The organism is Streptosporangium heterodermiicola (genome assembly GCF_051390675.1).
GTDB lineage: Bacteria > Actinomycetota > Actinomycetes > Streptosporangiales > Streptosporangiaceae > Streptosporangium.
On record NZ_JBPJSR010000017.1, the window covers coordinates 40,985 to 62,933 of the forward strand.

Consider the following 21,949-nt stretch of genomic DNA (forward strand, 5'->3'; position numbering starts at 1 on the left):
CCCATCGTCTAGGAGTGACGTGTTCGCCAGTTATCTCATCGGTCTGCGTGAAGGGCTGGAGGGCGCGCTCGTGGTCTCCGTGCTCGTCGCCTTCCTGGTCAAGAGCGACCGCAGGGACCGCCTGCCCCTCGTGTGGACGGGGGTGATCGCCGCCGCCGTCTTGTCCGTCGGGTTCGGCGCGCTGCTGACCTTCACCGCCGCCGGTCTCGGGCACCGGGGACAGGAACTGTTCGACGCGATCACCTCGTTGCTGGCCACGGTCTTCGTCACCTGGATGATCTTCTGGATGCGCGGGGCCGCGTGGTCCCTGTCGGGCGAGCTGCGCTCCCGGCTCACCGAGGCGCTGCGGCTGGGCCCGGTCGCGGTCGTCGTGATGGCCTTCCTGGCGGTCGCCCGCGAGGGCCTGGAGACCGCGCTGCTGTTCTTCGCCTCCGTCCAGGGCGCCACCACCACGGCCAGCCCGCTGATCGGGATCAGCCTGGGACTGCTCACCTCGATCGTGATCGGCTGGGGCCTCTACCGCAGCGCGCTGCGGATCGACCTGTCCACCTTCTTCACCTGGACGGGCCTGCTGCTCATCCTGGTCGCCGCCGGCATCTTCAAGTACGGCGTGCACGACCTGCAGGAGGCGAACCTGCTGCCCGGCCTGTCCGCCCAGGCCTTCGACATCAGCGCCGTCCTGCCGCCCGACTCCTGGTGGGGCGCGCTCGTCTCCGGCATGTTCAACATCACCGCGCAGCCGACCGTGCTGGAAAGCCTCGCCTGGGTCGCCTACGCGCTGCCCACGCTCGTACTCTTCCTGCGCCCGCCGTCCTCCCGGCGACCGGCCTCGCCTGCCTCACCTTCCTCACCTTCCTCATCGGCCTCGCCTGCCTCGCCTGCCGAGAAAGCCGCCTGACGGCGTGCCGCGGGCGGTTTCCGGGCCGGTGGGCGGGGCTGGAGGGCGGGGCCGCTATGGTCGTCCGGTGAACGCTCGCCGGTCCCCCGGGGCCCTGGAAACGGAGATCCTCGCCGTGCTGCACGAGGCGTCCGCCCCCCTGTCGCCCGGCGAGGTACGGACCCGGCTCAGCGGCAAAGGGGGCGGCGAACTCTCCTACAGCGCCGTGGTGACCACCTTGACCAGGCTGCACGAGAAGGGCGTCGTGACGCGGGAGCGGTCCGGGCGGGCCTACCGCTACGCCGCGCCCGCCGACCCCTCGGGACTGATCGCCTGGCGGATGAGACGGCTGCTCGACGCCGAGGCCGACCACGCGCCCGTCCTGACGCACTTCATCTCCGGGCTCTCGGCCGGGGACGAGGAACTGGTCCGGCGGCTGCTGCTGGGCGACGACGAGAACGAAACCCGATGATCGACCATTTCGTCCTGTCGACGCTCGTCGCCCCCGCGGCCCTGGTCGCCTCGATGGCGGTGCTGGCCGACCGGCAACAGCCGGCACCGGCGACGGTGGTCTTCATCTCCTGCGCCGTCGTGGTCGCGGCCGCGAGCTCGGTGAGCGTGGCGGCCGTCTCGGCGCACGCCGTCCTGACCCTCGCGCGGGGGGACGCGCCGCAGTGGCCGTACTGGGCCGCCCTGGCCTTCCTGACGCTCGCCGCCGCCACCTTCGTCGTCGGCGCCCGGCGAGAACGGCGGTCGCTGTGCGCCGCCCGTGACCAGGCCGCGGCCCTGCCCGACGGCGACGTCGTCGTGGTGGTGGCCGAGCGGCGACCGGCCGCCTTCACCCTTCCCGGACAGCCGGGCCGGCCGGGCCGGATCGTGGTGACCCAGGGCATGCTGGACGCGCTCGGCGAGGAGAGCCACGCGGTGCTCGTGGCGCACGAGCACGCCCATCTGAGCGGTCATCACCACCGGTGGCTGCTGGCCGGCCGGCTGGCCGTCGCGGCGCACCCCCTGCTGTGGCGGGTCCGCCACCTGGTGGGATACCTGATCGAGCGCTGGGCCGACGAACAGGCCGCCGCGCAGACCGGTGATCGCAGGGCGACGGCGCGGGCGATCGGCGTGGCGGCCCTGCTGTCCCCGGACGGCGCGACGCCGTCGGGAGCGGTGCCGTTCGCGGGCCGGCGGGCTCCCGGGCCCGTGCCGCGCCGGATCGCCGCCCTGCTCAAACCGCTGCCCAGCCCGCGCGGCGCGTTCCTGCTCGCGGTCCCCGCCCTGGTGGCGCTGGGGTCGGTGGTGTGGACCGGGGAGGCCATCGTCGACCTGGCGGAGTTCGGCCGCCCGTGCCGGCGAGAACCCGGGCGCTGAACGAACCGCCTCCTTCATCCCGCCGCCGTGCCGACGGGAAGCCGAGCGCCGTCGTACCGGCGGAAATCACGGCGCTGGGCGTCCGCGCGCCCCTTCACCCCGTCGCCGGGTAACCGGTTGCGGACCTTTACGGCACCGCCTCTGGCCCCGCCGTGCGTTCTTAGGTTAGCCTCTGCTAACTTCTACAGCGATGTAGTTGTTGAGGCGTCCTCCCATGACCGAAGGAGCACCGCGGTGCCGTTTTTCCTCCCCAGAACCGTGCTCACCCTGGCCACGACCGGCCTGCTCGTCCTCGGACTGGCCGCGTGCGGCGGCGCAGCCACCGACACCACCGGAGCCACCGGAACCGCCGCGAGCCCGGCGACCGGCAAGAAGATCACCGTCTACAGCGGGCGCAGCGAGTCACTGGTCAAGCCCCTGCTGGAGAAGTTCACCGCGCAGACCGGCATCGCCGTCGAGGCCCGCTACGCCGCCACCGCGGCCATGGCCACCCAGCTTCTCGAAGAAGGCGAGAAGTCGCCCGCGGACGCCTTCTTCGCCCAGGACGCAGGCGCGCTCGGCGCCGTCGCCAAGAAGGGCCTGTTCGCCCCCCTCCCGGCCACCGCGCTCGACAAGGTGCCCGCGGCCTACCGCGCCAAGAGCGGCGAATGGGTCGGCGTCACCGCCCGCTCACGGGTGCTGGTCTACAACCCCGGCCTGGTCCCCGCCGCCCAGCTGCCCGCCTCGGTGTTCGACCTCACCGATCCGGCCTGGAAGGGCAAGATCGGGGTGGCCCCGACCAACGCGTCCTTCCAGGCGTTCGTCACCGCCGTGACGGTGCAGCACGGCCAGGACAAGGCCAAGGAGTTCCTCGCCGGGCTCAAGGCCAACGACCCGCAGATCCGCGAGGGCAACGGCCCGATCCTGGAGGAGGTCGACTCCGGCAAGATCGCCGCCGGCCTGATCAACCACTACTACCTGGGCGAGCTGGCCAAGGAGAAGGGCACCACGCCCGACACCCTCACCGCCAAGCTGCACTTCTTCCCCGACGGCGACAGCGGCGCCCTGGTCAACGTGGCGGGCGTCGGCGTGCTGAGGAAGGCCGCCCAGAACCCCGACGCGCAGGCCCTCGTCACCTACCTGCTCAGCGCCGAGGCCCAGAAGTACTTCGCCGAGGAGACCTTCGAGTACCCGGTCCTGGCCGACGCCGTCCCGCCCGCGGGAGTGCCCGCCCTGCAGGAGCTGAAGGCTCCCGCGGTCGACCTCAACGACCTCGACCGGCTTGAGGCGACCATCGCGCTCATCAGGGAATCGGGACTGGTCCCCTGAGAACGTCACCGCCCTTCGCCGCGCGGCCGGACCATGCCGGATCCGCACCTCGCCCCGGCCGCCTGGCGCGGGACGCGGGCCGGTCGAGGACCCACGGCCGGCCGCCACGGCCCGTGCTGCTCACGCTGTCCGTGCTGGCCGTGGCGGTCGCCCTGATCCCGCTGGCCTACCTGGCCGTACGGACCGCCGAGGCGGGCTGGGCCCGGATCGCCGGGGAACTGTTCACCGGGCGGGTCGCGGCGCTGGCGGCGGGCACGCTCGCCCTGGCGGCCGTGGTGACCGCGGCCTGCCTGCTGCTCGGGGTCGGCTCGGCCTTCCTGATCGTGCGCACCGACCTGCCGGGCCGCCGCCTCCTCGCCGTCCTGGCCGTCCTGCCCCTCGCGGTGCCGACCTACATCGCCGGCTTCGCCTGGGTGTCGGCGGTGGACGGCTTCGAGGGGTTCTGGGCGGCGGCGCTGGTGCTGACGCTGTGCTCCTACCCCTACGTCCTGCTGCCGGTGGCCGCGGCCCTGGCCGGTGGCGACCCGGCCCAGGAAGAGGTGTCGCGTTCGCTGGGTCACGGCGGCTGGCACACCTTCACGCGGGTGACGCTGCGCCAGATCCGCCCCGCGGTCGCCGGGGGCGGGCTCCTGGTGGCGTTGTACGTGCTGTCGGACTTCGGCGCGGTCTCGATCCTTCGGGCCGACACCTTCACCCGCGCCATCTTCCTCGCCTTCGACCTCGGCTTCGACCGTACCGGCGCGCTGGTGCTGTCGACCGTGCTCGTGGCGCTGACCGTGCTGATCCTGGCCGGGGAGGGGGCGACCCGGCGGCGCGGGGCCCGCTACGCCCGGCTGGGCGGCACCCGCCGCCCACCGGCCAGGGTCGGCCTGGGCCGGGCGCGCCCGCTCGCCGTGGCCGCCCTGCTCGCCGTCGCGGTGGCGGCTGTCGGCGTCACCGCGTTCAGCCTCGCCCGGCGGATGGCCGAGGGCGTCTCCCGGCCGGGAACCTGGCCGGAGGTGACGGCGGCCGCCGGTAACTCCCTGTGGCTGTCGCTGGCCGGGACGGCGCTGACCATGGTGCTCGCGCTGCCGCTGGGGGTGTTGAGCGCCCGGGTGCCCGGCCGCCTGAGCGGGGCGCTGGAGCGGCTCGGCTATCTCAGCCACGCCCTGCCCGGCGTGGTGATCGGCCTGTCCCTGGTGTTCTTCGGCATCAACGTCGCCTACCCGCTCTATCAGACGACCTGGCTGCTCGCGCTCGCCTACGGCGCCCTCTTCCTGCCGCTGGCCGTCGCCGCCGTCGCCGCGGCCACCGCCCAGGCGCCGCCCGTCCTCGAAGAGGTCGCCCGCTCCCTGGGCCGCGGGCCGCTGGCGGTGCTGGGCACCGTGACCCTGCCGCTCACCCTGCCGGGCATCGGCGCCGGCGCGGCACTGGTCTTCCTCACCTGCGTGAAGGAGTTGCCGGCGACGTTGCTGCTGCGCCCGACCGGCGTCGACACCCTCGCCACCGAACTGTGGTCGAACACCGCGGTGGCCGCCTACGCCGGCGCGGCGCCCTACGCGGCGCTGCTCGTGGCGTTGTCATCGGTACCCACCTGGCTGCTGGCCGCACGCACCGGGATTCTCAGCAAGGAGCCTCGGACATGAGCACGCTGCGACTGCGCGGCGTCACCCGGCACTACGGGCCCGTCGCCGCCCTGGCCGGTGTCGACCTGACCGTGCCCGGCGGCAGCCTGACCGCGGTGCTCGGCCCCTCCGGCTGCGGCAAGACGACCCTGCTGCGGTGCGTGGCGGGCTTCGAGCGGATCGACGCGGGCGAGATCACCGTCGACGGGCGCGTGTTCGCCGGCCCCGCCGTCCACACGCCGCCCCAGCGGCGCCACATCGTGATCGTGCCGCAGGAGGGCGCGCTCTTTCCCCACCTGTCGGTACGCGACAACGTGGCCTACGGGCTGAGCCGGGCCGACCGCCGCCGCGGCCGGGTCGAGGAGGTGCTGCGCCTGGTCGGCCTGGCCGGGTACGGCGCGCGGATGCCGCACCAGATGTCGGGAGGCCAGCAGCAGCGGGTCGCGGTCGCCCGTGCCCTGGCGCCACGCCCCTCCCTCGTCCTGCTGGACGAGCCGTTCAGCGCGCTGGACGCCGGCCTGCGCGCCGAGGTGCGGCACGACGTGCGGGCCGCGCTGCGCGCCGACGGGGCGACCGGCATCCTCGTCACCCACGACCAGGGCGAGGCCCTGTCGAGCGCCGACCGGATCGCGGTCATGCGCGAGGGCGTCATCGTCCAGGACGACTCCCCCACGGGCGTCTACCACCGGCCCGCCGACGCCTGGGTGGCCGCCTTCGTCGGCGACGCGATCGTGCTGCCCGTACCGGCCGGACCCGGACTCGGGCACGGCGGCGATACGGCGACGGTGCGCACCGCGCTCGGCCCGGTCACGGTGGCCGATCTTCCCGCGGGCCACGGGCCGCTCACCGTGCTGGTGCGGCCCGAACAGGTCAAGATCACCACAGCGCCGGCGCCGCGGGCCGTGATCGCGACCGTGACCGGCGACGACTTCCACGGCCACGACGCGCTCGTCACCCTGAAACTGCCCGACGGCACCCACGTCACCGCGCGCGTACCGGCTCCCACCGGCCCGATGACCACCGGCACCAGGGTCGGCGTCCACGTGGAGGGGGTGGCCAGGGCCTGGCCGGACCGGCACGGTGCCGGATGACCCCTCCCAGGGGATCCGCCCATCCGAAGGGCTCGCCCCGGGCGGAGCCGAAACGACCGGCGCCGCTCCCGTGCCCGCCCGCCGGGGTCCCTACCATCGGTTACATGACGCGGGTACTGATCGTCGAGGATGACCCGTCCATCGGCTCGGAGCTGACCGAGGCGCTCTCCAGCAGCGGCTACCAGGTGAGCTGGGCGGTCACCGGGGCCGAGGCGCTGGACCAGGCGCGCCAGGCCGTCCCCGACCTCGTCCTGCTGGACCTCGGTCTTCCCGACACCGACGGGGTGGTGGTCTGCCGGCGGCTGCGCACGGCCCTGCCGCAGGTGGTGATCGTGGTGCTGACCGCCCGCGTCCAGGAGCTTGAGGTCGTGGTGGCCTTGGACGCCGGAGCCGACGACTACCTGACCAAGCCGTTCCGGCTCACCGAGCTGCTCGCCAGGCTGCGCGCGCATCTGCGCCGCCAGACCCTGCCGCAGCACGAGTCCAGCGTATCCGTCGCCCGCCTGCGCCTGGACCTGCGCGCCCGGCGCGCCTACGTCGCCGAGGAGGAGGTCATGCTGCGGCCCAAGGAGTTCGACCTGCTGGCGGTGCTGGCGTGTCGCGCCGGTGAGGTGGTCACCCGCGAGGAGCTGATGGAGCAGGTCTGGGACGCCAACTGGTTCGGGCCGACCAAGACCCTGGACGTGCACGTGTTCGCCCTGCGCCGCAAGCTCGGCGAGTACGGGGAGGACCCGCAGCGGATCACCACGTTGCGCGGGCGCGGCTACCGCTACGAGACAGATCTCTGACACGGGCCGGCGACGACGCGGCGGGGCCGGCCGGAGCGTCTGGTCTCCACCGGTTCAGTGCCTCGAACCCAAGGTAAGCGCAAAACTAACCAACCGCTCATCGGGCGCTCACCGTCTGCTGCACGGGCGCTGACCAGCCGGTTCCTACCGTGTCAAATATGGGCAAAAATCCATATTTCCCGGTGACGCTGCTGGCGGCTCTCGCCGTAGTGGCCGCCTGCGGCGGCACGCAGGCGGCCTCCTCCCCTCCCCACCCGGCCACGGCCGCCGCGACGGCGCGAACACCGGTGCGGGAGCCGGACCCGAACGCCACCGAGTCCAGCCCGCCCGGCGACATCCCCGACGACACCGCCTTCGTCCCCTACCGCGGCAGGCTGTACGAGATCAAGGTCCCGGAAGGCTGGGCACGCACCACCACCCCCTCCGCGGTGAGGTTCACCGACAAGCTCAACACCCTCACGATCACGGTCAGGCGCCGCTCGACGGCTCCCACCCTGGAGGCGGCCAAAGTCCAGGAGGTGGCCGAACTCCAGGCGGCCGGCGGCGACTTCGCCCTCACGGCGATCAACACGCTCACCCGCGCCGGCGGCCGGGCCGTACGCATCGCCTACCAGGTGGACTCGGCGCCCAACCCGGTCACCGGCAAGGTCATCCGCGAGGACGCCGAACGCTACGACTTCCACCGCGACGCCCAGGAGGCGGTGCTGACCCTGTCGGGCCCGGCCGGCTCCGACAACGCCGACCCCTGGCGCACGATCTCCGACTCCTTCCGATGGCGTCCATGATCCGCGCCCAGGAGCTGTACCGCTTCTACCGGGCCGGGGACGAGGAGGTCAAAGCGCTGCGCGGCGTCAGCCTGGAGGTCGCCGCCGGGGAGGTCGTGGTCGTCACCGGTCCCTCGGGATCGGGCAAGTCCACCCTGCTCGCCTGCCTGGCGGGGCTGGACGAACCAGACGGCGGCGCCGTGTGGATCGACTCGATCCGGATCAGCCACCGTCCCGAGGCGCAACGGGCCGCGCTCCGCGCCCGCCGCGTCGGGGTGCTCCTGCGGTCGGGCAACCTGATCGAGCACCTCACCGTCCGCCAGAACCTCGACCTCGCCCAGAAGGTCGCCGGACGCCGCGACCCGCGCTGGGCCGACCAGGTCCTCGACATCACCGGCCTGAGCACGCGGGCCAGGGCCTGGCCGAGCACCCTGTCGGGGGGTGAGACCGCCCGGGCGGGCCTGGTCGTCGCGCTCGCCAACCGCCCGGCGGTCCTGGTGGCCGACGAGCCGACCGCCGAACTCGGCCGCGGCATCGAGAAAGGCGTCCTGACCCTGCTGCGTGAGCGGGCCGACCAGAACTCGGCGGTGGTGATCGCCTCGCACAGCCCCGCGGTCCGCCGTTTCGCCGGCCGCGTCGTCGCCCTGCACGACGGGCGGATCGCATGACGACGATCGTCCGCTGCGCCGGAGTCTCGCGCACCTACGGTACCGGCGGCGACGCGGTCGTGGCCGTCCACGGCCTGACCTGCGCCGTCAAGGACGGCGGCCGGATCGCGGTGGTGGGCTCCTCGGGGTCGGGCAAGACGACGTTGCTGCATCTGCTGGCGGGACTGGACGAACCGACCACCGGAGAGATCCACCGCCAGGACGTCCCCGCCGGAGTGGAACCGCTCCAGCACCGCTTCGCCTACGTCGGCTCCGACCTGCAGGACCTCTACGGCATCCGCCCGGCGACCCTGCCGCGCACCACCCGCCTGCAGGACGCCTACTTCGTCGGCGGCAGCGCGCGCACGATGATGGACCGGCTCGCCCGCCGGCCCGACGCGATCCTGGTGAGCCAGGAAACCGTCCACGACTTCCAGCTGCACCTCGGCGACCAGCTGCGCCTGCGCCTCCAGGACGGCCGCACCGGGCAGCTGCGAACCGTCACCTTCCACTACGCGGGCGTCGCCGCCGAGTTCCCCACCGCCCCCCGCGACAGCTTCCTGGTCGCCAACGCCGCCTACGTGGCCGCCCGGACCGGCTCCGACGCCGTCGGCTCCTTCCTGGTCAGCACCGACGGCACCCCCGCGGGCACCGTCGCCGACCGGCTGCGCACCATCATGGGCCCGCACTCGCACATCACCGACCTGGACACCACCCGCAAAGTGATCGGCTCCAGCCTCACCGCCGTCGACTTCGGCGGGCTGGCCACCGTCGAACTGACCCTCGGCCTCGCCCTGGCCCTCACCGCCACCGCGCTGCTGCTGATCCTCGGCTTCACCGAACGCCGCCGCACCTTCGCCCTGGCCGCCGTCCTGGGCGCCCGGCCCCGCCAGCTCGGCGCGTTCGTCTGGACCGAGGTCGCCGTGGTCGGCGCCGGGACCACCCTGTTCGCGGCGCTGGGCGGCTGGGCGCTGTCACACATGCTGGTCACCGTCCTGAGCGGCGTGTTCGATCCGCCGCCCAGCGCCCTGGCCCTACCTCGGCGCCGTCGCCGCCCTGGGACTCCTCAGCGCCGGGACCGCCGCGCTACGAGCCGCCCGCCGCCCACCGCTGACCGTCCTGCGCGACCTGTGATCGGAGAACTCCCATGAACGACAGCCGGGAAGATCACTCCGAGAAGACGGCACCGGAGCGTCCGGGCCTCGCCGCGCTCCGCCTGCCCCTGCTGTCGCTGATCCTCGCCGCGCTGCTGGGCTCGTTGTCGAAAACCGCCGCCTGGACACGCGCAGACCTTCACCTGGACGAGCTGGTCCACAGCGTCCGCACCCCCTGGCTGAGCACCGTCGCCCGAGGATTCGACGTCGCTTTCGCCCCCATCTCCGCCATCGCCCTCACCGCGCTGCTCACGACCATCCTGATCACGACCGGACGCCTCCACGCCGCGGCGACCACCGTCTCGATGATCGCCGCGGGCTGGGGCATGAGCTCGCTGTTCAAAGCCGTGGTGGCCCGCCCGCGCCCGCCCTTCGACCACCAGCTCATCACCCAGTACGGCCACGACAGCTTTCCCAGCGGGCACGTGTCGATCACCCTGGTGCTGGTGATGGCCCTGGCCGTCCTCGCCCGGAACACCCGCCGGTTCCGCGCCGTGGTGATCATCGGCGCCGTCCTGGTGACGGCGCAGGCCTTCGCCCGCCTCTACCTCGGGGTGCACTACCCGACCGACGTGATCGGCTCCTGCCTGACCGCTCCCGCCGGAGCCCTCATCGCCCTGGCACTGTGGCGACGCCACGACGCCGGCCGCCCGCGTCCTCGTACCACGGTGTCGTCATGACGAGAGGAACGGGAGGGGATGTCGCGATCGAGGTCGCCATCGCGTTGGCGGTGTCGTGGAAGCCGTTGGTGAAGTCGAAGGACGACGCCGTCACGATCACGCAGGTGGCCTCTCCCCGTGTCGTCAGGGCAAGTATTCGCCTTGTTCGCCTCGGAGGTTGAGCCGGGCCAGCCGGTCGGGGTCGGACAGGATGTCGATCGTGGCGATCCCGCCGTTGGAGACGGTGAAGCTCATGACGGAGACGAGCTGGTCGTCGACGGTGTTGACCAGGCCGGCGAGGCCGTTGACGAGCGCCGGGCGGGTGGGGGCTGCCGGGCTGTTCGAGGGGTTTCTCCGTCGGGGCCTTGTCCGCGGCGGAGGGGGGAGCGGCGGGAGGGCCATCTTATGGTGACGGGTTCGTCGTGGCCGGTGGAGGTCGCCCGGGATCCCGGGGTGGGTGATGCCGGTGATCGCCGCTTCGGGGTCCTGGTGTCCGGGGGCGGTTCCCCGGCCGTTCGTCGCGGGGCGTTCGCCGTAAAGTGGGGCAAGGCGCAGTTCGGGGGGTGTCATGCGTTCGCTGACCCGTAAGGGGGCCGCGACGCGGCAGCGTGTTCTTGAGGGTGCGGCCGCGTACATCCGTGAGCACGGGGTGGCCGCCACGACCCTCGACGACGTGCTGGCGATGACGGCGACGAGCAAGAGTCAGCTGTTTCACTATTTTCCCGGCGGGCGGGAGGAGTTGCTGCTGGCCGTGGCCCGCTTCGAGGCCGACCGTGTGCTGTCCGACCAGCAGCCCCAGCTCGGTGATCTCACGTCCTGGGCCGGGTGGTGGCTGTGGCGCGACAGGGTCGTCGAGCGTTACCGCGAGCAGGGTGACCGGTGCCCGCTGGGTTCTGTCATGTCACAGCTGGACGGTGGCACGCCCGGCGCCCGGGCCGTGGTCACCGAGCTGATGCGCCGCTGGCAGGCCGAGATCGCGGTCGGTGTGCGGTACATGCAGGAGGCGGGTGAGATCGATCCGGACCTGGATCCCGACCGGGCGGCGGCCGCCCTGCTCGCCGGTATCCAGGGTGGTGTCCTGATCCAGATGTCCACCGGCCGGACGACCCATCTGGAGGCGGCCCTGGACATGGGCATCGCCCAGCTTCAGGGGCGCAGGCCCCCGCCGCCGTAGCGGGCGGAGGCTTCCGCGTTCCCTGAGCGGGCGGGCTCTACGGGTACGGGACGGGTACGGGAGGCGTCCGGGGATTTCCCTCCGCCCGTTCGCGGCCGGGTTCAGGGGGCCTGCGGGTTTCACCCGAGGCCGTTTCGGCCTGCGGGGCGGGGGTTTTGGGGTGGAGCGGGTGGGCCGTGGTGTTCCGGCCCCTCTTTTTTGGACTTGACAGTCCATTTTTTTGTACGCAAGCTGATGACTGGACCGCGCGGTTCAGAAAAAACGCGCTTCCGGCCCGCCCGGACAGGCCGGAGCGGCAGCACGGGCGCACCCGCCCTTGACATCCGATTACCGCCGGGGGAAACACCCAGGCCCCGGCCGCCCGCGGGAACCGGACGGACCGGGCTCCTCGGCGCCGCTCACGAACGGAGTGACACCTCAATGTCCTTGGATCACTACTATCTGCTCGGGCGTTCCGGGCTGCGCGTCAGCCGGCTGGCCCTGGGCACGATGAACTTCGGCACCGGCGGGTTCCACGCCGCGTACGGCAAGACCGAGGAGGAGTCCGGCGTCATCTTCCATCGCTATCTGGAGGCGGGCGGCAACTTCGTCGACACCGCGGACTTCTACACCGCGGGCGAGAGCGAGACCATCCTCGGCAACCTCGTCGCCGAGGCCAAGGTGCGTGACAGGGTGGTGCTCACCACCAAGTTCACCAACAGCGTCGACCCCGGGGACCCGAACGCGGGGGGCAACGGCCGCAAGCACATGATCAGGGCGGTCGAGGCGTCCCTGCGCCGCCTGCGTACCGACTACATCGACCTGTTCATGCTGCACACCTGGGACCGGATCACTCCCGTCGAGGAGGTCGTGCGGACCCTCGACGACCTCACCCGGGCCGGGAAGATCCGCTACGCGGGCCTGTCGGACGTGCCGAGCTGGTACGCCGCCCGCGCCCAGACCTACGCCGAGGCCCACTCCCTCGAACCGATGATCAACCTGCAGCTGCCCTACTCCCTCCTCGACCGGGCGATCGAGACCGAGCACGTCCCGATGGGGCGGAGCCTGGGGCTGGGCATCACCGCGTGGAGCCCGCTGGGCGGCGGCTTCCTCACCGGCAAGTACCGCCACTCCGGCCGGGGCCTGGACGGGGAGGGCCGCCTCACCGGCGCGGGCTCCCCCGGGCAGGAACACACGGAGCGGGAGTGGCGGCTGCTGGCCACCCTGGAGGGCGTCGCCGGTGAGCTCGGGCTGACGATGGCCCAGGTCGCGCTCAACTGGGTCGCCACCCGGCCCGGTATCGCCTCCGCGATCGTCGGGGCGAGCGGCCCCGGACAGCTCGACACCACCTTGACCGCGCTCGACGTCGAGCTGCCGGCCGAGCTGCGCGCCCGGCTCGACGAGGCGAGCTCCGCGCCTCCCGCGTCGGTGTACCGGATGTTCACGCCCGGCTATCAGGGCTGGCTGGTCAATCCCGGCCTCAAGGTCGGCGACAAGCCCGCCGGGTACGCCCCGGCCGTGCGGAACTGGGTGCCCGAGGGCGGCGGCTGAGCCGTCCGCCGCGACGACCGCGTGGGACGGGCGGGCCCGTCCCACGCGGTGCGCCGGTAAGCGATCAGCCGGCCAGTCAGTAGGCCACGGTCAGTCGGCCACGGTCAGGACCGTGCCCGCGCCGACCGTGAGCCCGCCCTCGCGGATCGCGAAGCCGAGGCCCGGCTCGGCCGCCACCGCCCTGCCCAGCTCCACCGACACCTCCACGGTGTCGCCGGGCCGGGCGGGCGAGGGCAGCGTCAGCTCGCCCGGCACGTCGGTGGTGCGCAGGTAGAACTGCGGCCGGTACCCCGAGGCGATCGGGCGGCGCCGCCCGCCCTCCTCGGCCGTGAGGAGGTACAGCCTGGCGGTGAACGACCGGCGGGCGCGCTGGCTGCGCGGGGCCGCCAGCACCATCCCGCGCCGTACCTGCTCGCGCCTGACCCCGCGCAGCAGGACGGCGGCGTTGTCGCCCGCCTCGCCCCGCTCCATGGTCTTGCCGAACGTCTCCACCCCGGTGACCACCGCGCCGAACCCGTCGCCGAGCCCGACCACCTCCACCGTGTCGCCCACGCGCACGGTGCCCCGCTCGATGGCGCCGGTGACGACCGTGCCCCGGCCGCTCACCGTGAGCACGTTCTCCACCGGCATCAGGAACGGCGCGTCGACGTATCTGACCGGCACGGGGATGTGCTCGTCCACCGCCCGCAGCAGCGCCTGGATCGACGCCGCCCACTCGGGGTCGCCCTCCAGCGCCCGCAGCCCGGAGACCCGCACCATCGGCACGTCGTGGTAGCCGTGCTCGGCGAGCAGGTCCTGCAGCTCCAGCTCGACCAGGTCGGTCAGCTCGGGGTCGGCGCCGTCGGCCTTGTTGACCGCGACGACCAGGTGCTCGACGCCCACCCGGCGGGCGAGCAGGACGTGCTCCCTGGTCTGGGGCATGATGCCGTCGCGGGCGGACACGACGAGGATCGCGCCGTCGAGCTGCGCCGCCCCCGTGATCATGTTCTTCACGTAGTCGGCGTGGCCGGGCATGTCCACGTGGGCGTAGTGCCTGGTGGCGGTCTCGTACTCGACGTGCGAGATGTTGATCGTGATGCCCCGCAGGTGCTCCTCGGGGGTACGGTCGATCCGCTCGAACGGCGTGTAGGTGGCCTGCCCGCGCTCGGCGAGCACCTTGGTGATCGCGGCGGTCAGCGTGGTCTTGCCGTGGTCGACGTGTCCCATCGTGCCGATGTTGAGGTGCGGCTTGTTGCGCACGTAGGCCTGCTTGGCCATGACTTTCTTCCTTCGTACTGCCTGGATCCGGGGTGACCCGTCACGGGCCGGCCACCTCCCCCCGCCGGGTCACCCCGGGACTCACGGGAAGAGGTCAGCGCTCCAGGCCGTCGCGGACACGCTCGAAGGCACCCGCGGCGGCGGGTGTCACGAGGCGAGCGTTCCGGAACATGGCGACCATGATGACCGGCTCAGCAGCGGCGCACAACGGATTATTCCCCACGCAACGGCCAGGGCCCCTGTGACCCGGATCTGTTTCTCCCGCCTCCCGGGGCGGCGGACCGGCGAGGCTTCCCGCCGGTCCTCGGCGGTGGTGAGAGATTGCCGGAGTAGCCGCCGCGCGGTTTCCGGGGGGAATGGCAGGGATCATGCGGGTCATCGGGGCAGGTTTCGGTCGTACGGGAACGCTCTCGCTCAAGACGGCCCTGGAGCGGCTGGGGTACGGGCCGTGTCACCACATGAAGGAGGTGATCGAGCGGCCGGAGCAGATCCGCCGGTGGCTCGCCCTCGCCGAGGGGCGGCCGGTGAGCTGGGACGAGCTCCTGCGGGGATATGACTCCTGCGTGGACTGGCCCTCGGCCGCCTACTGGCGTGAGCTCGCCGGCCACTTCCCCGAGGCGAAGGTCGTGCTCACCGTACGGGATCCGCAGCGCTGGCTGGCCAGCATGAACGCCACCGTCCTGGGGCGGCGCGGGCGCGGGCGCGGGTGGGGCGGCAGGGCGATGCGCGGGCTCTCCTCGGTGCTGGGCACCGACCTCGCCGCGTTCGCGAGGATGACCACGCTCACCGTCGAGGAGCGGGTCTTCCACGGGCGTTGTGAGGATCCCGCGTCGCTGCTGAGGACGTTCCAGGAGCACATCGACGAGGTCGTGGCGGCGATCCCGCCCGGCAGGCTGTTGCGGTTCGAGGTCGGTCAGGGCTGGGAGCCGTTGTGCGGGTTTCTCGGGGTGGCGGTGCCCGATGAGCCGTTCCCGCGGGTCAACGACAGCGCGGCCTTCGGCAGGAACGCGCGGGCGAACGTCGGCGCCATGCTGCTGCGGCGCAGCGGCTAGGGGGCCACTCCCCCGTCCGGGCACGAGAACCCGTCGCAGTCGCAGGGGAGTGGTCTGGGGCCGGGCCGGTTACCGGCCGGGCGGGAGCGGGTCGCCGATCATCCGCAGCAGCGCCGTGTGCGTCTCCCGGTCGGCGGCCGCGACCAGCCCGCCCGCGCCGGTGTGCGGGGGCTCGCCGTGGAGGCCGGTCACCACGCACCCGGCGGCCTGGCACAGCGCGATCCCGGCGGCGAAGTGCACGTTGTCGCGCGGGTCGCCGTCGGTGACGTAGGCCGCTCTGCGGCCCGCGGCCACCCAGGCCAGGGCCAGGGTGGTGGACAGGACCCGTGTCTGGAACCGCTCGGCGAACCGCGCGTCGGCGAGAAGGCGGGCCGCCGCGAAGCCCGGCGCGTTCGGGAACGGCGGATCGAGGTTGACGTCCACCAGCCGCGAGGCGGGCGAGGGCGTGAGTTCCTCGTCCACGCCGTCGTCGCGGCGGACGTGGGCGCGCTCGCCGTCCGTCCAGAACACCTCCCCGCTGAACGGGTCGGCCGAGGCCGCCACCGTGAGGTCCGCCCCTGCCCGCAGGGCGACGTTCACCGCGACCAGCGTGTTGCGCGCGGCGTAGTTCAGCGTGCCGCACAGGGGGTCGACCAGCCACATGCGTTCCGTGCCGGACGCGCCGCCGGGGCCGGTGCTCCCGCTCTCCTCGCCGGTCACGGCGTCCTGGGGCCGGGCGGCCCGGACGAGGTCGAGAATGACCTTCTCGGCTTCGAGGTCGGCGGCCGTGGCGAAGTCTCCGGCGGTTTTCTCGAACCGTGCCAGTGGCGCCCCGTACATGCCGCGCACCACGGCGGCACCCGCCAGCGCCGCCGTCACGGCGAGTTCCGCGTCGGTCCCTTCCCGGGCGGTACGGGAGTCCGCGGCGAGGGCGAGGTCGATCCGGGGCCGGGCGGCGTCGACCCGTACGATCCGCACGGTGAGCGTGTCACCGACCCGCACGGCGCGGCCGGCGAGCTCGTCGTCGCGCAGGAGGCCCTCCGGGCCGTGGGGCGCGGGCCCGACACGGACGAGCACGCCGGTGGGGACGATCTCGGTGACGGGGCCGGTGACGGTACGGCCCGGCCGCGGTACGCCGAGAGGATCATGCTCGCGGCCGGTGGGGGCTGGGTCTGGCATGGCTGGCATGGCTGGCTGCCTTCCGGTCGGCGCCCGGGGACGGGCCGGTACGGTGCTCGCGGGCGACTTTCCCGGATAAATATATACACTATGTACATATGCGTTCTCGGGAGGTAGACCGTGACCCACCCCAGCCCGCCCGCCCGACGCGGGCGTGGGCGCCGCCCGGCCGAACAGGTGCGCCAGGAGGTCCTGCGGGCGGCCGGTGAGCTCCTGCTGGCCGAGGGCATGACCGGTTTCACCGTCGAGAAGGTCGCCACCCTGGCGGGCGCGAGCCGGGTCACGCTGCACAAGTGGTGGCCCTCCAAGGGGGCGCTCGCCCTGGAGGGCTACTTCGGCGTGGTCGGCCCCGTCCTGGCCTTTCCCGACAGCGGCGACATCGCCGCCGATCTCACCGCGCAGCTGAAGGCGTTCGTACGCCTGATGCGCGACACCCGGGCCGGGACCGTCGTGCCGCAGCTCATCGGCCAGGCCCAGACCGATCCCGATCTGGCGGCCGTCTACCGGGAGAGCTACTCGGGCCCGCGCCGGGCTCTGGCCGTGCAGGCCCTGGAGAGGGCCAGGCGGCGCGGCCAGCTGCGTCCCGGCCTGGATCCCGAGGTGGCCGTCGACCAGCTGTGGGGCGCCTGCTATCACCGGCTTCTCATCCCCGACCGGCCACTGGACGAGGAGTTCGCCGAAGCCCTGGTCGCCAACCTGCTGGGCGGCATCGGCTCGTCCGCTCCGGCTTCTTCACCTTCTTCGGCCTCTTCATCCTCTTTGTTCTCCGAGGAGGAGGGGCACTAGAGAGTCGATCTTCATCTCGGCCCGGCGACGTGCACCGGTCAAGGCCCGGCGACGTGCGCCGGTCAGGGCGCCGGGCGGGGTCCCCGTGGCGGCGGCGCTGAGCGTGCTTTGCGCTTCACGCATACAGTTTTGCCCATGACGCAAGACGATGGTGAGCTCGACAGCCTGGTGCGCCAGCGGATCCGTGCCCTGCGGGTGGCGCAGGGCTGGTCCCTGGACGATCTGGCCGCCCGGGCCAGGCTCAGTCCTTCCACGCTCAGCCGGATCGAGAACGGCAGGCGCCGCCTCGCCCTGGACCAGCTCGTCACCCTCGCCCGCGCGCTGGACACCTCCATCGACCAGCTGGTCGAGACGGCCACCGAGGACGTCGTCGGCAACCCGGTGCACGACGCGGCCCGCCGGCAGATGCGATGGACGGTGCGCGCCGACCCCGGCGTCACCGTCATCCGCCAGCGCGTGGTGGACCCGCCGCCGGACAGCCCCTCGCGCCTGCGCGCCCATCCTGGCCGGGAGTGGCTCGTCGTCCTGTCCGGCACCGTGGTGCTGATCCTGGGCAACCACCGCTTCCGGGTGGAGACCAACCAGTCCGCGGAGTTTCCCACGATGCTCCCGCACGCCATCGGCGCCGTCGGCGGTCCGGCCGAAGTCCTCGGCATCTTCGACCGTGACGCCCGACGCGGTCACCAGACCCGCGAGGACGTCCCCGAGGCGAGCCGCCCGCCGCGGTGATCGCTCCCCATGGCCGCTCTTTCCCGCCCGGGAGGGTTCCGCGTTCGTCATGGCCGCTCTTCCCAGGGAGGTTCCGCGCTCGAGTCCGGCTCGTCACGAAGGTCGGGCCACGGGTCCGCTTGCGCGTCACGCGGCCCGGCAGGTCATCATCTTGCCTTATCGGCAAGACTTCACGCCTCTGGCGCATGACGCTCCTAGCGTGGTCGCCATGACACCCACAGCCCCGCACACAACGCACCACCACCACGCGCAGCACGATCATGCGCAAGGGCACGGACACGGACACGGACACGACGCCGAGGACGAGATGGCCCAGCTGCTCGACCTGGACGCGGAGGTGCTCGCCGAGCACATCGCGTCCATCATCGAGTGGCTACCCGTCGAGGCCGCCCCCCGGCGGATCGTGGATCTGGGGTGCGGCACCGGCACGGGCACCTTCGCGCTGCTGAGGCGCTTCCCCGAGGCCGAGGTGACCGCTGTCGACACCTCGTCCCGCTATCTGCGCCGCCTGCGCGACAGGGCGGCCTCGGAAGGCGTCGCCGGCCGGGTCCACCCCGTGGAGGCCGACCTCGACGGCACCTGGCCCGACCTCGGCAAGCCCGAACTGGTCTGGGCGTCGGCCTCGTTGCACCACATGGCCGACCCGGACCGCATCCTGCGCCAGGTTCATGACGCGCTCGCGCCGGGTGGGCTGCTCGCCGTCGTCGAGCTGTCCGGTTTCCCGCGATTCCTGCCGGAGGACGCCCCGCAGGACCGGCCCGGTCTTGAGGAACGCTGCCACGCCGCGCTTGACGATCATCATGCCGAGCAGATGCCGCACCGCGGCGCCGACTGGGGTCCCCTGCTGGCCGCCGCCGGCTTCACCGTCGAGGGCGAACGCACGATCACCGTGAACCTGGGGCCGCCCCACTCCGAGGCCGTCGGCCGCTACGCGCTGAACAGCCTGCGGCGCATCCGCGACGGCGTCGCCCACTCTCTGCAGGCCGAGGACCTCGCCGCTCTCGACCGGCTGCTCGACGCCGACGCCCCCCACGGCATCCTGCGCAGGGACGACCTGACGGTGCGCACCGAACGCACCGTGTGGGCGGCACGGCGGACCTGAGCGGCGCGGTGCGCGCCGAGGCCGGGAACAAAGCCGAAAAGCCAGAAACCCGGGAAGCTGGGAACCCGGGAACAAGGCCGGGAACGCCGTCGAACGCCGTCTCCCCTCAGGCCGTGGTCATCCGGCGCGGCCGGGCGGACGGGCGGTGGCCGGTGGTGCCGCCCCCGGCCGGTGGGGCTCGTTCCTATCGCCGCGACGGGTCCAGGCCGGCCCGGGCGCGGGCCGAGCGGATGGCCGCGGAAAGGCCGTCGAGGTCGAAGGCGCCGTGGTGGCGCCGCCCGTTGATGAAGAACGTCGGCGTGCCGGACACGCCGCTGACGTCGGCGGAGTCGACGTCGGCCGCGATCCGGGCGGCCGCGGCGTGGTCGTGGAGGTCGGCGCGAAAACGCTCGACGTCGAGGCCGAGTTCGCGGGCGTGGCCGACGAGGTCGGCGGGCCGCAGGTGGTCCTGGTGGGCGAGCAGGCGGTCGTGCATCCGCCAGAACGCTCCCTGCGCGGCCGCGGCCTCCCCGGCCTGGGCGGCGAGCTGGGCGAAGGGGTGGACGTCGGTGAGCGGCAGGTGCCTCCAGACGTAGCGGACGTCGCCGAGGTCGGCCAGGATGCGGCGTACGACCGGTTCGGCCTGGCCGCAGTAGGGGCACTCGAAGTCGCCGTACTCGACGACGGTCACCGGCGCGTCGGCGGGGCCGCGAAGGTGGTCGCGGCCGGGGTCGACGGGAGCGGCCAGGTCGACGATGGTCTCGGCGGTGCCCAGCAGGGCGCGGATGCGCAGCCGTACCGGCAGCAGCGCGGTCGCGCGGGAGACGGCCCAGGTGACGACGGGCGCGCACACCGCCGCTGCGAGGATGCCGAACTTGGCCTCCTGCAACCGGGGGCCGTCGAAGGCGAGGGTGGCGATCAGCAGGGAGACGGTGAAGCCGATGCCGGCGATCGCGCCGCCGGCCGTCACGGCGGCCCAGCCGACCGGCGGGCGGACGCGGCCACGGCCGAGCAGGGTGACCAGCCAGGAGGCGGTGATGATCCCGAGGGGTTTGCCGACCGTGTAGGCCAGCAGGATGCCCAGGGTGATCGGGGAGACGAGGGCTCGTGCCAGGAAGTCGCCGCTGAGGGTTATCCCGGCGTTCGCCAGCGCGAACAGGGGGACGACGACGTAGCTCGTCCAGGGGTGGTACAGCTGCTGCAGCCGCTCGTTGGGAGAGATCGCCGAGGTGAGGCCGCCCTGGGCCGAGCGGGCCAGCTCGGGGGTCGGCTGCTCGCGAAAGAGGCGGAACAGGTCGGTGGCGCGTTCCAGGTCGCCGCGTGAGGCCGGGGAGGCGTAGGTCAGCAGTCCCATCGCCAGGCCGATGATCACCGGTTCGACGCCGGAGCGCAGCAGCGCGGCCCATGCCGCGGCGCCCAGCAGCGCGTAGACGAACCCGTGGCGCACGCCGGCGGCGCGGACCGCCAGGATCACGGCGAAGACGGCCGCGGCGGCCAGCAGCGGCATCAGGGTGACGTGCTCGCTGTAGAAGATCGCGATGACCGCGAGGGCGAGCAGGTCGTCGACGACGGTGATGGTGAGCAGGTAGGTGCGCAGCCGGGCGGGCAGCCGGGAGCCGAACAGGGCGAGCATGCCGAGGGCGAACGCGGTGTCGGTGGACATGGCGGCGCCCCAGCCGTGGACGGCCGGGGTGCCCGCGTTGAGAGCGAGGTAGATCGCGACGGGGACGATCATGCCGCCGGCGCCGGCGGCGAGGGGCAGGACGAGCCGTCTGCGGTCGCGCAGCTCCCCCATGTCGAACTCGCGGCGCGCTTCGAGCCCCACGACGAAGAAGAAGAACGTCATCAGGCCGGTGTTGACCCACTGGCGCAGGTCCTGTGAGACGCCCGAGTCCCCGAACGTGATGGACAGCGGGAGGCGCCAGAACCGCTCGTAGGCGGAGGGGGCGATGTTGGCCCAGGCCAGGGCGGCCAGCGTCGCGGCGAGCAGGATGACGGCGCTGCCGGTCTCGGTGCGCAGGAAGTCGCGCAGCGGGGTGGTGGAGGTCTGCGCCCACACGGTCCGGGCGGGCGGTGGGGTGGCCTCCTGGCGGGGGGCCGTCATCGTCGGGTTCTCGTCGGGCGCATCGTGCTCTCCCCGTGCCTGGTGGTCTCGCGTCGCGCGGGGCGCGAGACCGGTGGTTCACGTGTTGTCCTGGCGGGGGGTGGCGCTCTCGCGCCGGCGCGTTCTCGTGTTCGTGTGCCGCTGCTCGTTTCCCGCGCCGCCCGGCGGTGCTCCGGCGAAGGCGTGGGTGTGGGTGTGGGTTCGATCGTATGGCGCGGTCGGCGCGCCTTTACGGCGGGCGAATGCCGCCGCCGGGGCGCCCTGTCCGTGTCGAGGTCGCCCCCAGGGTACCCAAGGGCCCGCACGGCGGTTCTCGCCGGTGCGGGCCGGGGAAGCGGATTACGGGCCGGGGTGAAGGGGGCCGGGCGGGCGCGGTGGCCGTTTCGGCCGATGCCCGCCCGGGACGGAGGACGGGAGAGGTGGGGGGTGGGGGTCAGGGCGGGGGTGACGACCTGAGTTTCCTGACGAAGCGGGCGGCGGCGCGGTGGCTCATGCCGGTCTCGCCGCGGACCAGGAAGACGGCCTGGTCGAACTGGTCGGAGGCCTTGAGTTTCAGGAGCCGTTCGACGAGTTCGGGGCCGATTCCCCCGCCGACCAGGGCGTTTCTGGGGCGCTGTGCCGCCCGTACCGCGAAGACGATCAGGGCGATGACCGCCGCCACGACGACCGCCGTCAGGAGGAGGATGACGATCGGGTTCGACATGGGCTGAGCGTACCGCCGTGAGGCCGTCGAATGGAGGGGGTGATCACCGTATTCGGGGTGGATGCGGTGATCTCGATCGGTTTTTTCGGCTTCGGGGAGGCCGGGCCGGTCTTTTGAA

The 21,949-nt window shown here is 72.8% G+C and carries 21 protein-coding genes; 17 read left to right on the forward strand and 4 right to left on the reverse strand.

The features are described 5' to 3' along the window. The first annotated feature begins 19 nt into the window (after positions 1-19). The 13 genes from efeU to ACSC1Q_RS31065 all read left to right on the forward strand — a co-directional run bounded on the left by efeU (position 20) and on the right by ACSC1Q_RS31065 (position 12,961). A complete protein-coding gene (gene efeU, locus ACSC1Q_RS31005; RefSeq protein ID WP_436762233.1) occupies positions 20-898 on the forward strand; it encodes an iron uptake transporter permease EfeU in 879 nt (292 codons plus the stop codon). A gap of 67 nt (positions 899-965) precedes the next feature. Beyond that, entirely contained in the window at positions 966-1,349 is a 384-nt protein-coding gene (locus ACSC1Q_RS31010) for a BlaI/MecI/CopY family transcriptional regulator (RefSeq protein WP_436762234.1), read from the forward strand. Then, positions 1,346-2,242 carry a M56 family metallopeptidase gene (locus ACSC1Q_RS31015; RefSeq protein ID WP_436762235.1) on the forward strand — a complete coding sequence of 299 codons (897 nt, stop codon included), beginning with the start codon at positions 1,346-1,348 and terminating at the stop codon, positions 2,240-2,242. Before ACSC1Q_RS31010 ends, ACSC1Q_RS31015 begins: the two co-directional genes overlap by 4 nt. A 234-nt stretch (positions 2,243-2,476) precedes the next feature. Continuing rightward, positions 2,477-3,550 carry an iron ABC transporter substrate-binding protein gene (locus ACSC1Q_RS31020; RefSeq protein ID WP_436762236.1) on the forward strand — a complete coding sequence of 358 codons (1,074 nt, stop codon included), beginning with the start codon at positions 2,477-2,479 and terminating at the stop codon, positions 3,548-3,550. A 113-nt stretch (positions 3,551-3,663) separates the two neighbouring features. Next, a complete protein-coding gene (locus tag ACSC1Q_RS31025) occupies positions 3,664-5,175 on the forward strand; it encodes an ABC transporter permease (RefSeq protein WP_436762237.1) in 1,512 nt (503 codons plus the stop codon). Continuing rightward, positions 5,172-6,245, forward strand: coding sequence for an ABC transporter ATP-binding protein (locus tag ACSC1Q_RS31030; RefSeq protein ID WP_436762238.1), 1,074 nt, complete (start codon positions 5,172-5,174; stop codon positions 6,243-6,245). The genes ACSC1Q_RS31025 and ACSC1Q_RS31030 overlap by 4 nt, the downstream gene beginning before the upstream one ends. A gap of 104 nt (positions 6,246-6,349) precedes the next feature. Next, positions 6,350-7,033 carry a response regulator transcription factor gene (locus ACSC1Q_RS31035; protein WP_436762239.1) on the forward strand — a complete coding sequence of 228 codons (684 nt, stop codon included), beginning with the start codon at positions 6,350-6,352 and terminating at the stop codon, positions 7,031-7,033. Positions 7,034-7,191: 158 nt separating this feature from the next. Next, the gene (locus tag ACSC1Q_RS31040) at positions 7,192-7,818 is read left to right on the forward strand and encodes a hypothetical protein (RefSeq protein WP_436762240.1); all 627 of its coding nucleotides are present in this window, start codon (positions 7,192-7,194) and stop codon (positions 7,816-7,818) included. Then, positions 7,806-8,465, forward strand: coding sequence for an ABC transporter ATP-binding protein (locus tag ACSC1Q_RS31045; protein WP_436762241.1), 660 nt, complete (start codon positions 7,806-7,808; stop codon positions 8,463-8,465). Before ACSC1Q_RS31040 ends, ACSC1Q_RS31045 begins: the two co-directional genes overlap by 13 nt. Beyond that, positions 8,462-9,595 carry an ATP-binding cassette domain-containing protein gene (locus ACSC1Q_RS31050; RefSeq protein WP_436762242.1) on the forward strand — a complete coding sequence of 378 codons (1,134 nt, stop codon included), beginning with the start codon at positions 8,462-8,464 and terminating at the stop codon, positions 9,593-9,595. Before ACSC1Q_RS31045 ends, ACSC1Q_RS31050 begins: the two co-directional genes overlap by 4 nt. Continuing rightward, positions 9,592-10,278 carry a phosphatase PAP2 family protein gene (locus tag ACSC1Q_RS31055; protein ID WP_436762243.1) on the forward strand — a complete coding sequence of 229 codons (687 nt, stop codon included), beginning with the start codon at positions 9,592-9,594 and terminating at the stop codon, positions 10,276-10,278. Before ACSC1Q_RS31050 ends, ACSC1Q_RS31055 begins: the two co-directional genes overlap by 4 nt. Before the next feature lie 547 nt (positions 10,279-10,825). Continuing rightward, positions 10,826-11,431, forward strand: coding sequence for a TetR/AcrR family transcriptional regulator (locus ACSC1Q_RS31060; protein ID WP_436762244.1), 606 nt, complete (start codon positions 10,826-10,828; stop codon positions 11,429-11,431). Between the two features lie 420 nt (positions 11,432-11,851). Beyond that, positions 11,852-12,961 (forward strand): aldo/keto reductase, encoded by a 1,110-nt coding sequence (locus ACSC1Q_RS31065; protein ID WP_436762245.1) that lies wholly within the window; start codon positions 11,852-11,854, stop codon positions 12,959-12,961. Between the two features lie 90 nt (positions 12,962-13,051). Here the strand turns inward: ACSC1Q_RS31065 and tuf are convergent, their stop codons facing one another. Beyond that, positions 13,052-14,218 (reverse strand): elongation factor Tu, encoded by a 1,167-nt coding sequence (tuf, locus tag ACSC1Q_RS31070; RefSeq protein ID WP_436762246.1) that lies wholly within the window; start codon positions 14,216-14,218, stop codon positions 13,052-13,054. 368 nt (positions 14,219-14,586) lie between these two features. Between tuf and ACSC1Q_RS31075 the strand changes: the two genes are divergently transcribed. Continuing rightward, positions 14,587-15,270: a sulfotransferase family protein gene (locus ACSC1Q_RS31075; protein WP_436762247.1), complete on the forward strand. Its 684-nt coding sequence runs from the start codon at positions 14,587-14,589 to the stop codon at positions 15,268-15,270. 69 nt (positions 15,271-15,339) lie between these two features. On the opposite strand, the gene ACSC1Q_RS31080 is transcribed toward ACSC1Q_RS31075, so the two are convergent. Further along, complete coding sequence (locus tag ACSC1Q_RS31080) at positions 15,340-16,428, reverse strand: inositol monophosphatase family protein (protein WP_436762248.1); 1,089 nt, start codon at positions 16,426-16,428, stop codon at positions 15,340-15,342. A 120-nt stretch (positions 16,429-16,548) separates the two neighbouring features. Here ACSC1Q_RS31080 and ACSC1Q_RS31085 point away from each other — a divergent pair, with 120 nt between their 5' ends. The 3 genes from ACSC1Q_RS31085 (at position 16,549) to ACSC1Q_RS31095 (ending at position 19,045) form a co-directional block, all read left to right on the forward strand. Further along, positions 16,549-17,214 carry a TetR/AcrR family transcriptional regulator gene (locus ACSC1Q_RS31085; protein ID WP_436762249.1) on the forward strand — a complete coding sequence of 222 codons (666 nt, stop codon included), beginning with the start codon at positions 16,549-16,551 and terminating at the stop codon, positions 17,212-17,214. A 135-nt stretch (positions 17,215-17,349) separates the two neighbouring features. After that, entirely contained in the window at positions 17,350-17,943 is a 594-nt protein-coding gene (locus ACSC1Q_RS31090) for a helix-turn-helix domain-containing protein (RefSeq protein WP_436762250.1), read from the forward strand. 208 nt (positions 17,944-18,151) lie between these two features. Next, entirely contained in the window at positions 18,152-19,045 is an 894-nt protein-coding gene (locus tag ACSC1Q_RS31095; RefSeq protein WP_436762251.1) for a class I SAM-dependent methyltransferase, read from the forward strand. Positions 19,046-19,229: 184 nt separating this feature from the next. Here ACSC1Q_RS31095 and nhaA read toward each other — a convergent pair whose 3' ends face one another. Together nhaA and ACSC1Q_RS31105 are read right to left on the reverse strand one after the other, a co-directional pair. Continuing rightward, positions 19,230-21,128: a Na+/H+ antiporter NhaA gene (gene nhaA, locus ACSC1Q_RS31100; protein WP_436762252.1), complete on the reverse strand. Its 1,899-nt coding sequence runs from the start codon at positions 21,126-21,128 to the stop codon at positions 19,230-19,232. Between the two features lie 433 nt (positions 21,129-21,561). Further along, the gene (locus tag ACSC1Q_RS31105) at positions 21,562-21,831 is read right to left on the reverse strand and encodes a hypothetical protein (protein ID WP_436762253.1); all 270 of its coding nucleotides are present in this window, start codon (positions 21,829-21,831) and stop codon (positions 21,562-21,564) included. Positions 21,832-21,949: the final 118 nt, after the last annotated feature.

What these genes read in the sequence shown, in the direction of transcription:
- ACSC1Q_RS31075 (WP_436762247.1), top strand. Translation starts at nt 14,587, where the DNA reads ATGCGGGTCATCGGGGCAGGTTTCGGTCGTACGGGAACGCTCTCGCTC.
- ACSC1Q_RS31060 (WP_436762244.1), top strand. Translation starts at nt 10,826, where the DNA reads ATGCGTTCGCTGACCCGTAAGGGGGCCGCGACGCGGCAGCGTGTTCTT.
- tuf (WP_436762246.1), bottom strand. Translation starts at nt 14,218, where the DNA reads ATGGCCAAGCAGGCCTACGTGCGCAACAAGCCGCACCTCAACATCGGC.
- ACSC1Q_RS31065 (WP_436762245.1), top strand. Translation starts at nt 11,852, where the DNA reads ATGTCCTTGGATCACTACTATCTGCTCGGGCGTTCCGGGCTGCGCGTC.
- ACSC1Q_RS31090 (WP_436762250.1), top strand. Translation starts at nt 17,350, where the DNA reads ATGACGCAAGACGATGGTGAGCTCGACAGCCTGGTGCGCCAGCGGATC.
- ACSC1Q_RS31080 (WP_436762248.1), bottom strand. Translation starts at nt 16,428, where the DNA reads ATGCCAGACCCAGCCCCCACCGGCCGCGAGCATGATCCTCTCGGCGTA.
- ACSC1Q_RS31030 (WP_436762238.1), top strand. Translation starts at nt 5,172, where the DNA reads ATGAGCACGCTGCGACTGCGCGGCGTCACCCGGCACTACGGGCCCGTC.
- ACSC1Q_RS31095 (WP_436762251.1), top strand. Translation starts at nt 18,152, where the DNA reads ATGACACCCACAGCCCCGCACACAACGCACCACCACCACGCGCAGCAC.
- ACSC1Q_RS31040 (WP_436762240.1), top strand. Translation starts at nt 7,192, where the DNA reads ATGGGCAAAAATCCATATTTCCCGGTGACGCTGCTGGCGGCTCTCGCC.
- ACSC1Q_RS31055 (WP_436762243.1), top strand. Translation starts at nt 9,592, where the DNA reads ATGAACGACAGCCGGGAAGATCACTCCGAGAAGACGGCACCGGAGCGT.
- ACSC1Q_RS31015 (WP_436762235.1), top strand. Translation starts at nt 1,346, where the DNA reads ATGATCGACCATTTCGTCCTGTCGACGCTCGTCGCCCCCGCGGCCCTG.
- ACSC1Q_RS31050 (WP_436762242.1), top strand. Translation starts at nt 8,462, where the DNA reads ATGACGACGATCGTCCGCTGCGCCGGAGTCTCGCGCACCTACGGTACC.
- ACSC1Q_RS31045 (WP_436762241.1), top strand. Translation starts at nt 7,806, where the DNA reads ATGGCGTCCATGATCCGCGCCCAGGAGCTGTACCGCTTCTACCGGGCC.
- ACSC1Q_RS31105 (WP_436762253.1), bottom strand. Translation starts at nt 21,831, where the DNA reads ATGTCGAACCCGATCGTCATCCTCCTCCTGACGGCGGTCGTCGTGGCG.
- nhaA (WP_436762252.1), bottom strand. Translation starts at nt 21,128, where the DNA reads ATGACGGCCCCCCGCCAGGAGGCCACCCCACCGCCCGCCCGGACCGTG.
- ACSC1Q_RS31035 (WP_436762239.1), top strand. Translation starts at nt 6,350, where the DNA reads ATGACGCGGGTACTGATCGTCGAGGATGACCCGTCCATCGGCTCGGAG.